The organism is Cronobacter condimenti 1330, from assembly GCF_001277255.1.
GTDB classification, from domain to species: domain Bacteria; phylum Pseudomonadota; class Gammaproteobacteria; order Enterobacterales; family Enterobacteriaceae; genus Cronobacter; species Cronobacter condimenti.
Genome location: NZ_CP012264.1, coordinates 964,815 through 978,716 on the forward strand (window position 1 = coordinate 964,815; position 13,902 = coordinate 978,716).

At 55.1% G+C, this 13,902-nt stretch carries 14 protein-coding genes; 8 read left to right on the forward strand and 6 right to left on the reverse strand.

All coding sequences use genetic code 11. The annotated features are described in order from the left end of the window. Positions 1-15 precede the first annotated feature (15 nt). Both pqqA and AFK62_RS04440 read right to left on the reverse strand, forming a co-directional pair. On the reverse strand, positions 16-87 hold the full coding sequence (gene pqqA, locus AFK62_RS20850) for a pyrroloquinoline quinone precursor peptide PqqA (protein ID WP_072016902.1): 72 nt from the start codon (positions 85-87) through the stop codon (positions 16-18). A gap of 115 nt (positions 88-202) precedes the next feature. After that, positions 203-1,261 (reverse strand): dipeptidase, encoded by a 1,059-nt coding sequence (locus AFK62_RS04440; RefSeq protein WP_032984866.1) that lies wholly within the window; start codon positions 1,259-1,261, stop codon positions 203-205. 548 nt (positions 1,262-1,809) lie between these two features. Here AFK62_RS04440 and AFK62_RS04445 point away from each other — a divergent pair. The 3 genes from AFK62_RS04445 to AFK62_RS04460 all read left to right on the forward strand — a co-directional run bounded on the left by AFK62_RS04445 (position 1,810) and on the right by AFK62_RS04460 (position 3,628). Continuing rightward, a complete protein-coding gene (locus tag AFK62_RS04445) occupies positions 1,810-2,541 on the forward strand; it encodes a DUF3289 family protein (RefSeq protein ID WP_235509466.1) in 732 nt (243 codons plus the stop codon). Continuing rightward, a complete protein-coding gene (locus tag AFK62_RS04450; RefSeq protein ID WP_071884284.1) occupies positions 2,534-2,977 on the forward strand; it encodes a DUF943 family protein in 444 nt (147 codons plus the stop codon). The genes AFK62_RS04445 and AFK62_RS04450 overlap by 8 nt, the downstream gene beginning before the upstream one ends. A gap of 354 nt (positions 2,978-3,331) precedes the next feature. After that, positions 3,332-3,628 carry a hypothetical protein gene (locus AFK62_RS04460; RefSeq protein ID WP_007680215.1) on the forward strand — a complete coding sequence of 99 codons (297 nt, stop codon included), beginning with the start codon at positions 3,332-3,334 and terminating at the stop codon, positions 3,626-3,628. 28 nt (positions 3,629-3,656) lie between these two features. Here the strand turns inward: AFK62_RS04460 and AFK62_RS04465 are convergent, their stop codons facing one another. Then, the gene (locus tag AFK62_RS04465; RefSeq protein ID WP_007680213.1) at positions 3,657-5,051 is read right to left on the reverse strand and encodes a glycoside-pentoside-hexuronide (GPH):cation symporter; all 1,395 of its coding nucleotides are present in this window, start codon (positions 5,049-5,051) and stop codon (positions 3,657-3,659) included. A gap of 336 nt (positions 5,052-5,387) precedes the next feature. On the opposite strand from AFK62_RS04465, the gene AFK62_RS04470 reads away from it, so the two are divergent. Then, positions 5,388-6,368, forward strand: a complete 981-nt coding sequence (locus AFK62_RS04470; protein ID WP_032984875.1) for a GlxA family transcriptional regulator — start codon at positions 5,388-5,390, stop codon at positions 6,366-6,368. Between the two features lie 78 nt (positions 6,369-6,446). After that, a complete protein-coding gene (gene gap, locus AFK62_RS04475; RefSeq protein WP_007680210.1) occupies positions 6,447-7,457 on the forward strand; it encodes a type I glyceraldehyde-3-phosphate dehydrogenase in 1,011 nt (336 codons plus the stop codon). Between the two features lie 60 nt (positions 7,458-7,517). Here gap and AFK62_RS04480 read toward each other — a convergent pair whose 3' ends face one another. Continuing rightward, positions 7,518-7,922, reverse strand: coding sequence for a RidA family protein (locus AFK62_RS04480; RefSeq protein WP_007680208.1), 405 nt, complete (start codon positions 7,920-7,922; stop codon positions 7,518-7,520). 141 nt (positions 7,923-8,063) lie between these two features. On the opposite strand from AFK62_RS04480, the gene AFK62_RS04485 reads away from it, so the two are divergent. The 3 genes from AFK62_RS04485 to AFK62_RS04495 all read left to right on the forward strand — a co-directional run bounded on the left by AFK62_RS04485 (position 8,064) and on the right by AFK62_RS04495 (position 10,380). Then, on the forward strand, positions 8,064-8,651 hold the full coding sequence (locus AFK62_RS04485) for a TetR/AcrR family transcriptional regulator (RefSeq protein ID WP_007680206.1): 588 nt from the start codon (positions 8,064-8,066) through the stop codon (positions 8,649-8,651). A 167-nt stretch (positions 8,652-8,818) separates the two neighbouring features. Beyond that, entirely contained in the window at positions 8,819-9,208 is a 390-nt protein-coding gene (locus AFK62_RS04490) for a hypothetical protein (protein ID WP_007680204.1), read from the forward strand. 254 nt (positions 9,209-9,462) lie between these two features. Further along, the gene (locus AFK62_RS04495; RefSeq protein ID WP_032984865.1) at positions 9,463-10,380 is read left to right on the forward strand and encodes an SDR family NAD(P)-dependent oxidoreductase; all 918 of its coding nucleotides are present in this window, start codon (positions 9,463-9,465) and stop codon (positions 10,378-10,380) included. 35 nt (positions 10,381-10,415) lie between these two features. On the opposite strand, the gene AFK62_RS04500 is transcribed toward AFK62_RS04495, so the two are convergent. Both AFK62_RS04500 and AFK62_RS04505 read right to left on the reverse strand, forming a co-directional pair. Then, on the reverse strand, positions 10,416-12,590 hold the full coding sequence (locus AFK62_RS04500) for a TonB-dependent receptor (RefSeq protein WP_007680200.1): 2,175 nt from the start codon (positions 12,588-12,590) through the stop codon (positions 10,416-10,418). A gap of 62 nt (positions 12,591-12,652) precedes the next feature. After that, positions 12,653-13,747 (reverse strand): YncE family protein, encoded by a 1,095-nt coding sequence (locus AFK62_RS04505; protein WP_007680198.1) that lies wholly within the window; start codon positions 13,745-13,747, stop codon positions 12,653-12,655. Positions 13,748-13,902: the final 155 nt, after the last annotated feature.

The window sequence follows — 13,902 nt, forward strand, 5'->3', positions numbered from 1 at the left end:
CGCGGGCACGGGCGATTAACGGTTGGAAATGTACAGCGTCACTTCCAGACCCAGACGCAGGTCAACAAACGCAGGTTTAGTCCACATAGTCATAGTCTTACTCCTCATATAACGGGTGGTTGTGCCACCATGATCAAACCGATTACCGGCGCGCCTATGTTGCGGAAATGTGATCCAGATCGCAACTTAAAAGGGTAACCATTTATCGCAGCTCCCCCCAGGCGAGCCTGAGCGCGCGTAACCAGTTACGCCAGGCGAGTTTTTCAAGCAGCGAGGCGTCAAAGCCTGCCGTCGCCAGCGCCTGCATCAGACGCGGCAAACCGGTAACGTCGCCCATCGCATCCGGCAGGCTGATGCCATCGAAATCCGAGCCGAACGCCACGCGGTCTTCACCCAGTTTAGTAATCAGATACTCAACGTGCGTAACAATTTCAGACAATGGTGTATCGCCGTTACGCTTGCCGTCCGCGCGCAAAAAGGCGGTACCGAAGTTGACGCCGACCAGGCCGTCGCTCTCTTTGATGGCGGCCAGTTGCTCATCGGTGAGGTTGCGCGGCTGAGCGCACAGCGCATGGGCATTAGAGTGCGTCGCCACGAGCGGCCCGCCACCAATCGCGGCGGTATCGAAAAATGCCTTCTGGTTCATATGTGAAACATCCACCAGAATGTGATGCTCGCGACACGCGCGGATAAGCGCTTTGCCCGCAGGCGTTAGCCCGGCGCCGGTATCCGGCGAGCCGGGGAACGGCCCACTAACGCCTTCGCCAAACACGTTCGGGGTGTTCCAGAACGGCCCGATGCTGCGTACGCCCTGTGCAATAAAGTGCTCCAGCGGCTCCAGCTGCGCGTTGAGTGCCTGGGCGCCTTCGATATGCAGCACCAGCGCGACCACGTCATCCGCCATGCATTGTTCGATATCCGCGACCGTATGGCAGACGCGCATTTTCCCGCCGGAGGCCTGCGCCATCTGGTGAAAGAGCCCAATCTGCGCCTCGGTAATGGCGAGCGGATCGTGCATCGATTCGGCATCCGCCAGCGGCAGATTGCGCATCTGCGCGACATACTCCGGCGGCGGCACAAACACCGCAAAAAGCCCACCCGCAAAGCCACCCTGGCGCATACGCGGATAATCCAGATGGCCGCCATCAAGGCCATTGAACACCTCATCAAGCGGTGCGCCTTCCGCACGCAGCCACAGGCGCAGCAGTAGATCGTTATGGCCGTCAAACACGGGCGGAAGAGATAAGTCAGGGGCGTGCATCGGCGCTCCAAAGTAAAAAAATGGTTAACTTATTGTGGCATGGGGGGAAGGTCGCGTGCTTAAACGTGGGTGCGGTTTGGGAAGCGGCGTTGAGAGGAGTATATCAACGCCGGTAGGCGACATTTGCCTTTAGCGCGTCTGTTGTAGATTTCCGTCTGCGGTTTGTAAGGTAATATCGTCCTCTATGCGGTATTTAGTGTCTCCGCTTTGGGTTTTACTGGGATCGTCAATAATTCTCTTTTTCCGCGTAACTCACGTTTAAATATGATAAGTACGACTATACATCGCACTTATCATCAGCTTGATGAATTTAGTGAATGCAATATATATAGTTTAGTAAAACGCATCACTACGATCTATAGGAAACATGATGATTTTAAGGCGGTAAATGATGATTTTAAATGAAAGCGTATTTGAAGCGCTTTAAAAGTTAGTATAATGACTGTTCACTGAGTTGATTTACAAGGAGATGTTTCAATGAGTGGATTAATGCGACCATTAACTATTTTACCAGCAAAAAACCTTTTAATGATCGGAACGCCGATGATATGAAATGCGGCGATCTTGATGAACAAACCCTTAAAAGACGTTTCAAACTTTATCAGGTATCACCCTTTATTGATTATTGTACTTATCGCTCGCCTTACGATCATCCCGCTTTACGTCACCTTGCACCTTATACTAAAGAAAGAGTCATTGAAATGCTCTTTGCTGATATGAAAACGCAGTCTGGCACTTTTTCTTTTACAGGAGCCTACAAGGGGCTTATCAGTAAATTAATAGATCACATGCATTATAAAGATGGCGCTGATTACAGTGATTTGCAGATGAATCAAGCGTATAAGAAAATCATACTGAACGATAAAACGGATGATAGTATTCTGAATATCATAAAAGAGGTTTTGGATAGCTTTGATTATAAAAAGTTTGAATTAACGCCACAGGCATTCTCCTTGTATATCCCACGGGGTCGCTTGCCTAAATTTACCGGCTGGCAAGCCTGTATTAATGGGTTAGGGGTTTCGATACATGATGTTAATAGTACTGAGATTAGCATTGAGTCGCTTACTTTAGACGCTGGGAAGTATACTGCGATTGTTCGTTTTAAGGCACAGGATCATTTTGGACTCGATACTGATGATATCAGTAAAACACAGTTTAGTGCCTTCACCTTTTTCAGGATCTGGTTTGTGCTACAACGTTTTAATCGGTTTGCCTTTAAGCCATTTTTTACTAATTTTGAAGCGAAAGTGACATTAACAGGTAAATGTAATGCTTAAAAAAGTCTTTTTTACTGTGTTTATTTTCTGCCTCGCATGGTTGGTTTGGCGTTTAATTGCGCCTGCGAAAGTTATTAGGGTTGATGGCAGTGCTATATATGTAGAAAATCTGCCCATGACCAGCAAAGGCAAAATAAGCTGGTGGAAGGAAAATGAACGTCGCTTTCAGGATCAGTATGGTCTTATCAAAAATAAAGAGAATTTTTATGTGATAGTAATGAACTTTGAGGGCTATACAAGTTTGCCAACTGGCAGTAATGATGGCTCGGTTGACGATTACCATTGCTTTGATGACATAAAAGAAAAAGAGCGTTGTATTTATAATGATATTGCTTTAATGATTCATGGTAATGTCAATGAAACAGTTTTTTACGGTGTCGATAAGAAAATGTACATTGAAACGCCTGATGGTAAGCTGACGCTGCGGGAGGAATAATGGTAAACCTCTGCGCATCGTATGTGCAGAGGTTTACCTGCGTGCGGTTTATTTGCTAAATTTCACATACGAAGGCACATATTTCACAAACCAATACAATACATGTATCAGCCACATAAAGGTCAATGGGCCGGCATACTCGGGAACAATAAAATCAAAAATAACGGCGCCGAGCACAATAAATAAAATGGCGACGTAATGTAAGTACGGTTCGACGAAAAAGAAAATGATTTTTTTCAGCACTGCACTTTTCCTTATTTATCTCTCGTCCCGCGTTTCGGTTATTCTACACGTACCCGGCGCATTTCGCTTCCCTGTACTACCCTTTATTTTTAACCTGTTGGAGGAGGCACAATGACACAGCCGCATCTGATCGACACACTGGAATTTGGGCCGGAAAACGCGCCTGAGTGTAAATATGAAATTTACGGCGAGGATGACAAACAGCCACAATACGCCACGCGCTTTGTGCGCGACGACAGCGGCGAATGGCAACCGCAGCAGGATGAGATCCGCTTCGCTGCACAGCAGGAGCAGCAGGCCGCCAGCAGCACGATGGATTATGGCTATAGCGATGGCGCACCGGAACTGCGTGATTTACTGGCAGAGGCGAAAGAGCATTGCGAGCGGGACTGGCAGTCTCGGCAATAAAACGGCCCCGCGTATGCGGGGCACGATTTTAAAGATGTACGCCTTCGCTTTTTAACCTTGCCGGGGCAGAAGGTGAGAATTTGCCCTGGCTAAGATCCTGCACAACCGCGTTCATGGTGGATTCATTCAGACGGTAGAAGCGGATGGCGAGCGCGGTGATGACGTAAAAGACGGACGGGATCACCGTGAACAACATGACGATACCCTGGATGGCACCCGCCGATTGCGTCTGGCCATTTGCCGTGTAGCCATAAAACGCCAGCACCCAGCCGAGAACTGCGCCGCCCACCGCCACACCCAGTTTAATCACGAAAATATTGGCCGCGACATTCATACCGGTAATACGCCTGCGCGTTTTCCATTCTCCGTAGTTATTCGCATCGGTAATCATCGACCATTGCAGTGCGCCGTTGGCACCCTGCACTACCGAAATCGCCACGTAGAGAATAAACGGCGCGACCCAGACGCTGACCGGCGCGAACAGGCAAACCACGCCCAGCAACGCGTTAAGCATGTTTATCCAGAAGGAGAGACGGATTTTACAAAAGCGTGTGCCGAGCGGTTTCGCAAGCAGGCTGCCTGCCATAGAGGCGAACATCGCGCCGAGCATAAACAGCGACACGATATCGGCGCCCTTATTCAGCACATAATTGACGTAATAGACCACCACACCGTTGCGCACGACCAGTGCCACCAGCATCGCGAAGTTATAAACCGACAAAATCCGCCACTGATCATTTTTGAAGAGAATTTTGACATCGCGGGCGATATTCAAATTCTCTTCCTGAATAGGCTGGACGCGCTCGCGGGTCGTGAGGAAGCAGAGAATAAACATGATGCAGCCAACAACGCCAAATACCGCCATTGCGGCCTGGATACCGCTTACGCGATCGCCCGGAAATAAAAAATCGGCGAACGGTAAAATCAGCGCTGACCCCAACGCGCCGCCAATCGGCGTTATTGCGAAGCGGTAAGACTGCAGCGATAAATTCTCCTGCGGATCGGACGTTAACGCCGCCCCCAGCGAGCAATAAGGAATATTTATCGCCGTATACATCAGCGTCATAAAGATATACGCAGCGACGGCATACACGATTTTGCCGGTATCTGAAAATGCCGGAATGGAATACACCAGCACGCAGCTCACCGCGAACGGCACGCAAATGGCGAGCAAATAGGGGCGGAAACGGCCCCAGCGGGTATTCGTGGCATCGGCGATAGCGCCCATAATCGGGTCGGTGATGGCGTCAAGAATGCGCACCAGCAAAAACATGGTGCCCATGACCGCCGGCGGCAGGCCGTAAATATCGGTATAAAACCAGGCGAGTATAGCGACGGAGGAATCGAACACGATATGGCTTGCGGCATCGCCGAGGCTATATCCGACCTTTTCCCGGATGGATAATCGTTGTGTAGTGGACATAACAACCCCTGTTATCAATGAGGCGGCGATGCGTGTCGACGCAATAAGCAATGGGGCCGTTTTCACATAAAGCCTTAAGCGAAACTATTGCGATATTTTTCTCCGCATTTATGTTTTTTCCTTTTTGTGATCTTTCGGGGAATGCCCGCTTCCCTTATTGCGCCATTACGATTTTTCTTACCGAAGTTATGTTTTTTGCTAATTGTGATCCCGCAAGAAATTTCGCTGTAAAAAGCGACAGATAACGCACGAGAACCGCGTGAACGGCAGGTGAGACGCAAAACGGCGCGGCGCGAACTAATTGACTTAATTTGTATGAAGCGTATTTTTCAGGACATGAAAACCATACTGATTATCGCCCCGGAAGGGGGCATGCTGCTGGAAGCCACCGGCATCGCAGATATTTTCACCCGCGCGAACCAGCTGCGGCCTGACAACCTGCCGGAGCCGCTCTATCGGGTTACGATCGCCACCACGCAGCCACACCACGTTGTGCATGGCGCATCGGGGATCAAGCTACTGGCAGAGCATCGTTTGTGCGATCTCGCGCCGACTACGCCGTTTGACACGGTCATCATCACCGGCAAAGGGCTGACGGAAGAAGAAGGCGAGCAGGTCGCGCAGTGGCTCGCGCAGGCGGCCCCTTATGCCCGGCGCGTGGTTTCGGTGTGCGGCGGGGCGCTTTTACTCGCGCAGGCAGGCCTGCTGGACGGGCGACGGGCCACGACCCACTGGCGAATGCTCGATACGCTCGCGACGCGTTTCCCGGCGGTCACGGTAGAGCGCGGGCCAATCTATGTGCAGGATGGCGACATCTGGACCTCGGCAGGCGTGACCTCCGGGTTCGATCTGACGCTGGCGCTGCTGGAAGAAGACGCCGGGTTTGAGCTTGCCCGCAACGTGGCGCAGGAGCTGGTGATGTATTTGCGCCGTCCCGGCGGGCAGTCGCAGTTCAGCCGCTACTTGCTGACGCAGGCCAATACCCCCGGCCCGATTCGCGATCTCCAGGGCTGGATCCTTGAGAATCTTGGGGCCGATCTCAGCGTCGAACGTTTAGCGGGGCAGGTGGCGATGAGCCCGCGCAATTTTACCCGCGTCTTTACCCGTGAAACTGGCGTGTCGCCCGCGCGCTATGTGGAAGAGGCGCGCCTTGACGCCGCCCGTCAGCGTCTGGAACAGGGGAGCGAAAGCATCGAGCAGGTGGCGGTGCGGTGCGGTTTTGGCAGCGGGATCAACCTGCGGCGCGTCTTTGAGCGCAATCTGCATCTCACCCCGTCTGAATATCGCGAACGCTTCTGTACCCGCGCTTTGGCGTAAAGTGATCTAATATCGTCGTTTACGCCATTACTCCTCCGTTACACACTCTCTACAGAACGTTAACAGAGGAGCTTCATCATGGTTAAGGTAGGCATCAACGGATTTGGCCGTATCGGCCGCAACGTACTTCGCGCCGCGCTTGGCAATGAGGCGTTTCAGGTGGTGGCGATTAACGATCTCACCGACAGTAAAACCCTGGCGCATTTGCTCAAACATGACTCCCTGCTTGGTACGCTGCCTGCGACGGTCGAGGCGGGCGAGGGCGAGCTACGCGTCGACGGGCGCCCTGTCCGCGTTTTCAGTGAGCGCGATCCGGGTAATATTCCGTGGCGCAGCGTCGGTGTTGATATCGTCATCGAAGCGACCGGGTTCTTTACCGATAAAGCCCAGGCCGAGGCGCATATCACCAAAGGCGGCGCGAAACGCGTAATCATCTCAGCACCTGCGAAAAACGACGATCTGACGATCGTGCTCGGCGTTAACCATGAGCAGTACGATCCGGCGCTGCACCGCGTGGTCAGCAACGGCAGTTGCACCACTAACGGCCTTGCGCCCGCAGCCCAGGTATTACACCAGCAGTTTGGTATTCAGCACGGTCTGATGAACACGACCCACGCTTACACCAACAGTCAGGCGCTGCATGACCAGCCAGAGAAAGATCTGCGTGGCGCTCGCGCGGCGGCGCTCTCTATCGTGCCTTATTCCAGCGGGGCGGCGAAAGCGATTGGCAAAGTGATCCCGGAACTCGACGGCCGCATGACAGGCTACTCTTTGCGGGTGCCGGTGCCGGTCGTCTCGATTGTCGATCTCACCGTCACGCTTGAGCGTGATGTCACCGTGGAAGAGGTTAATGCCGCCTTCCTGAAAGCCTCTCAGGAAGGGCCGCTCAAAGGCATCCTCGGCTACAGCGACGAGCCGCTGGTCTCCAGTGACTACCGCGGCGACCCGCGCTCTTCTATTATCGATGGCCTGTCGACGCTGGTGATTGGCGGCAAGATGGTCAAAATCCTCGCCTGGTACGATAACGAGTGGGGCTTCTCCAACCGGCTCGTGGAACTGGCGCTGATGATGGCGCGCCGCGGTCTGTAATACCTGGCGTGTCTCAACGAAAGGATGGCCCTGCGCCATCCTTTTTTCATGGGTGCGCCGTCAGACGTTTGGCGTGGCGGGAATACGAGCGATAACTTTAATTTCAAAATCAAAGCCAGCCAGCCAGGTCACGCCGACGGCGGTCCAGTTGGGGTACGGCGGCTGCGGGAAGAGTGCCTGTTTCACCGCCATGATCGCCGGAAACTGGTTTTGCGGATCGGTATGAAACGTGGTGACATCCACCAGATCGTCAAACGTGCAACCTGCGGCCGCAAGCGTCGCGCGCAGGTTTTCAAACGCCAGCCGTACCTGGGCCTCGAAATCTGGCTCAGGCGTGCCGTCTTCTCGGCTGCCGACCTGGCCTGAAACAAACAGCAGATCGCCTGTGCGGATAGCGGCCGAGTAACCATGTTCTTCATAAAGCGCATGGCGGTTAGCAGGGAAAACAGGTTCACGCGTGCTCATAAAATTTCCTTTATGTTGTCAGAACAGAGAGATGCGCCGCGTCGGCAATTGAATTAATATACGCGGAGTATGTGAATAATAATCATACATACGCCGCGTATGTCAAATTGAAATACGTTGCGTATGTGAAATGGAGGGGTTATGGCTGCGAGACGCCGCATCGACACGATGGAAGAAAACCGTGCAAAGCTTATCGCTGCCGCGCGTAAAGCCTTTGCTGAGAAAGGCTTTGCCGCCGCATCAATGGATGAGCTCACCGCGAGCGTTGGCCTGACGCGCGGGGCGCTGTATCACAATTTCGGCGATAAAAAGGGCCTGCTGGCCGCCGTTGTCGCGCAGGTCGATGGCGAGATGGCGCAGCGCGCGAAAGCCGCCGCCGCGAGCGCCGGGGATGACTGGGAAAGATTGCTTGCTGAAGGTGTTGCGTATATTCAGATGGCGCTGGATGAAGAAGTGCGGCGCATTGTGCTGCTGGATGGGCCAGCTTTCCTTGGCGACCCGGCGCAGTGGCCGAGCCAGAATAGCTGCCTCGACGCGACCCGCCAGACGGTGGTGAGCATGACGGAACGCGGGATGATGAAACCCGTGGACGCCGATGCCGCCGCGCGGTTGCTGAACGGCGCGGCGCTCAATGCCGCGCTCTGGGTGGCGGCAAGCCCGGCGCCCGAGCAGGCGCTGCCGAAAATGATCGAAGTCTTTACGCAACTGGCAGGCGGCCTGCGCGCCTGAGTGGGCTGTGTTTATGCGAAAAAAGGATGGCCTGGGCCATCCTTTTTAGTCAGCTAAACAGGGCAAATTGATGAAGCGCTACGCTAAATTATCGTCAAGAAACACTTTAGGTTGCCGAAATAGATATTTAGCTTTATCCGGAAAATAAACAAAATGGATGGTTCCGTATGAAGAAACTCTTACTTCTTGTGCCGCTGATATTTACTGCGCCGGTACAGGCTTCTGAAGTCACGGTAGGTCAGGTTTGCAAGGCTGCTTCTGCTGCGATGTTTGGCCCTGACCATAAGATCATGCAGCTTGATAAAATCGAATCAGGTATTGCTTACGTACATTATATCCGACAGAACGACGGCACCCGTTGGGCAATTAAGTGCAAACTTATAGGCGACCAAGTGATGTGGGCATCTGACAATCCTGACAGCACTGGTCGCTGGCGGGATGATCCTGCAGACAGTACGGTCAAATATGCTATTGATGGCAAAAAAATTATTATTAGCGAGCTTTACAGCGACGGTTCCAGTACCACTAACGCTTACCCCTTGAAGCAACTAAAGTAACCAGCACCTGCACGCCGTTGATTAAGACGCCTCAATGTTAGTCATGGAGTTGCGGGCCTCCGCACCTCCCTCATACCAAAACTCTACATACCCTGTTCCCCCCAAACGAAGCGGTTTCAGTTTCAGGAGTAGCGGGTATTCAAAAAGCCCATCTTTTTGCGTTCTGCGCATCCCGGTCCAGACTAAAAGCTGGGCTGCGCCGCCCTTCGGGCCTGAAGCGGTGCGGCAATCTACGGATGAAAAGAGAGGCCGGTATGTCTGAAGAGAGAATGATCAACACCACCATTGTCATCACCGGGGCGTCGAGCGGTTTTGGCCGTGGTGCGGCGTTAGCGCTGGCGAAACGCGGCGCGAATGTGGTGCTGGCAGCACGGCGGGGCGAGGCGCTGGAGGCGCTGGCGCAGGAGATCAACGCCGGAGGTGGCCACGCGCTGGCCGTCGAGACAGACGTCAGCCAGCCAGATCAGGTGGAGCGTCTGGCGGAAGCGGCGATCGCCCGTTTCGGGCCAATTAATGTCTGGATCAATAACGTCGGCATTGGCGCGCTCGGCTGGTTCTGGGAGATCCCGGTGGCCGATCACGAACGGCTGGTGGACGTAAACCTCAAAGGCGTCATCTACGGCGCGCATGTGGCGGTAAAACATTTCATTGCCCAGGGGTTCGGCGTGCTTATCAACACCGGCTCCGTGGACAGCGAAGTGCCGCTCGCGTTTCAGTCGAGCTACGCCGCCACCAAAGCGGCGGTCCTGAGCCTTGGTCGCACCATTAACGAAGAGCTGCGGCTTAACGATTATAACGACATTAAAGTGGCGACCATCATGCCGTGGGCGGTGGACACGCCGTGGTGGACCCATGCCGCCAATTACACCGGACATGCGCCGCGCATGGCGGCGATGGATTCACCGGAGAAAGTGATCGACGCGATGGTAAAAGCCTGCTTTAAACCGGAAGAGGAAATCCCGGTGGGCTGGAAAGCGCGTTCCTCTAATCTGTCGCATCATCTGTTCCCGGATATGACGGAAAAACTCTCTGCGAAAGTGATAAGCCGCTCGGTGGAAAAAGCGCAGCCGCTGGCGCCAACGACCGGTGCGATTTATCAGCCGATGGCCGGCACGACGACCATCGACGGCGGCATTCGGGCGCGCATGAAGGAAGAGGATAAACACCGCTAAAGGTGAAACCCGCCGGGGCGGCCCGGCGGGGAAGATCAGAAGTCGTAACTCATGGAGAGTTTCAGCGTGCGGGGTTTGCCCTGATAAAGGTAAATACCGCTGCTTTCCGCCGTTGACCAGTATTTTTCATTGGTGACGTTATCAATGCCTGCGCGCCACGTCACCACATTCTGCTGATCGTTGAGCGCCATCCGGTAACGCACGCCCAGATCCAGGGTGGTGTAATCATCAAGCTTGCGGGTATTGGCGGCATTCGCAAACTGCGAACCGGTGTGATTCACAAAAGCGCTGGCGGTCAGCCCTTCAACCGGCGCGATATCCACTTCGCCGCCCACACGCATCGCAAAGCGTGGCACGCCGACGGCGTCGTGACCGTCGTTCATGCCATCTTTGGTACGGGTCATCTCCGGGTCTATCCAGGTGGCGCTGGCGTTCAGGCGCAGCCCCAGGACGGGTTCGCCGAACAGGTTCAGCTCCACGCCGCGGTTGCGCTGCTCGCCGCTCAGCGCGTAGCGGTTGGTAACGCTGTCCTGGGTGGCGACCGGTTTTTTGATTTCAAAGGCGGTCAATGTGCCGCCGAGCCGCCCGAAATCCACTTTCACGCCTGCTTCATTCTGCTTTGAATGCAAAATGCCGGTGCTCTCGCCGTAGTTGGCGGCGGTAGCCGGCGCGCTGCCCCCTGGCTCCAGCGATTCGGTATGGTTGGCGTACAGCGAGACCGTGTCGGTGGGCTTGTAGACGATGCCGTAAGTCGGCATCCAGCGGCTGTCGTTAAAGCGCGAATCGAGAGTTTCATCGCCGGTTTTCGGGCTGTATTTACGCACCACCACTTTCTGATGGCGCGCAGCGACCGTCAGCAGTACGCGGTCATCCAGCACGCCGAGCGTATCGCTCAGCAGCCAGCCTTGTGTACGTGAACGTCCGGTGGTCGGCGGGGAGCCGTAGTTGCCGCTGACGCTGGCGTTGGGCGGGCGGCCTACGTCGCGCGGATCGTAAATATTGACGGTTTTGGTAGCTTTCGCCATGCGCCAGGCGGTTGCGTCACGGCGTGCAATCGCCGAATAACCGATATTCACCTGGTGTGAGACAAACCCGGTGTCGAAGCGCCCACGCACGCCGCCCATGCCGCTGGCATTATCGATGATGCGATTGGTATCCATGCGGCCCATGGTGGCGTCGCCATCGGCGTTAATCAGCCGTGGCGTGGCGTAAAGCCCTTTCTCATGGCTGTGCTGTGCGCCAAGGCCGCCGTACAGCGTCCAGTCATCGGTGAGCGCATACTCCGCGCGCGCCATACCGAACTGGCTTTCAAGATCGCTGTAGACCCAATCCTGGCTGTAGTTTTGCGTCGCTTTCGGCACGGCCGGGATAAAATCGACATTACGAATATCGACCCCGATCCGCCCGCCGTGGAAGCCCTGTTTCTGATAACCGAGATCGAGCGACGTTTTGAGGCGGTCGCCGTTGTAATCCAGGCCGACAGCGGCGAGCGTGGTGCGACGTTTTTCGTTATCGACCGCCGTCTCGCCCTCGCGTTGCACCAGGTTTACGCGCACGCCGAACTGGTCCGTCTCGCCAAAGCGTCGTCCGGCATCCAGCGTGACGCCCGCCTGGCGTGATGACGTGTAATCGACACCGAGGCGCGTCAATGGCAACGCCTCAGCATGTTTAGGCTCAAGGTTAATAACGCCGCCCACGCCGGTGGTGGAGGCGCCGTTGACCAGCGCGTTGGCGCCTTTGAAAATCTCCACGCGGTCCACCATTGCCATATCGACCACCTGGCGTGGCATAACGCCGCCGAGGCCGCCGAACGTCATGTCGTCGCCTTCCAGCGCGAAGCCGCGGATGCGGTAAGTTTCCTGGAAATTGCCGAAGCCCTGGACGTTCTGCACGCCCGCATCGTTACGCACCACATCGGCGACCGTACGCGCCTGCTGATCTTCCACCAGTTTTGCAGTAAAGCTGATGACGTTAAACGGCACGTCCATCGCGCGCTGCTCGCCGAGCATCCCGAGCCGCCCGCCGTGCGCCACCTGGCCGTCAAGATAAGCGGGCGGTGGCGTGTCGCCGCCCGGCGTAAACGCCTGCTCGCTCGCCTGCACCACTATTGTGTCCTGCGCCGGTGCTGCATTGCTGGCGGCGTGGGCGTAAGACGCGGCGCAGCCTGCGGTTAACGCCAGCAGCGTTTTGCGTAACGTAACGTGTTTCATCCCCGTGGTCGTCCTGTCGTGATTTTTAAAATAAAAAGGGCCCTCATGGGGCCCGGACGGCGTTATTTCAGGTCGATGCGCACAATGTGCTCCGGCCCTTTGGTTGAATGGTCTTTGTTAAACGGCTGTTTGACGGTCACCCACAGCGTCTGGCCATCCTGCGAGAGCAGCAGGCTGTTCGGATTGGGTGGCAAATCCCATTGCTGTTTCACCTTGTAGGTGGCCGCGTCGAGGCTCAGCAGTTTTCCACCGTCGCGCCGGGTGATGTAAATCTCCTGACGCTGCGGGTTGAATTTCACCGCCAGCGAATCGCCCACCTCGAGCTGTTTGATAACCTCACCGCTGCGGATATCCAGCACCAGCGTGGTTTTGGCTTTGGAATTGTCCGTCACAAACAGACGGCCCGTGGCCGGATCTTCCGCCATGTTCAGCAGCAGGGCCGGTTTGTCGCCAAGCGGTTTCCAGCGTTTTTCAATACGCTGTGTGGCGGGGTTAATCACCAGGATTTCGCCGCCGCCGTTGGCGGCATAAAGGCGCTTCGTGGCCGGGGAGTAGTGCAGGCCGGTGACCCACTTGCCCGCGTTTTTAATGCGTTTTTTCAGCTTCAGCGTTTTCGCATCAACGACCCAAATGACCGCCGGATCGGCGACGGCGCCGACATACAGCAGCCCGTCGTGCCAGAGAATTTCACGCGCGCCGGTCGGGAAGCCTTGTTCGTTACGCTCACCAAACAGCAGGTGACCGGTGATTTTACCGGTGGCGGTATCAAGCGCGCTGATGCCGCCGTCAAGGGAGTTCGTCACCCACACGGTTTTGCCTTCCGTGTCCGTCGTCATGCCGAAGTTTTTCAGGTCGGTATGGGTTTCGCCGCGTGTTTGCAGCGTTTTCGGGTCGAGTTTATAGATAACGCCGCCCTGCACATCTTTAAACGACTGGGCAGTCGCGACGTAAAGCGCGCCGTCAGCCGGGCTTAGCGCCATTTCATACACGCCGTAAGCGAGCTCGCGCTTAACAAGATTTTCAGACGGGGCCGGTTGGGCCTGTGCGGGAGCGGAAGCGGAAGCGGAAGCGGTTGCAGGGGCAGACGTGGTGTGTGCCGCGCAGCCGCCAAGGGCGAGCGCGACCAGCAGCGCAAGCGCGCGAGTCTTGTAATTCATCAGCCAACTCCATTTTATTTAACGTATTGTCATACAAGGCAAAAGGGGAGTGTGCCTGGCGCCTGCGCCAGCGGTTCCTGCCATAAATTGAAACACCCTTTCACAGAAGTTGAGAATGGTACTAATAATCATTTGCAAATGAAAGCGAAAATCAT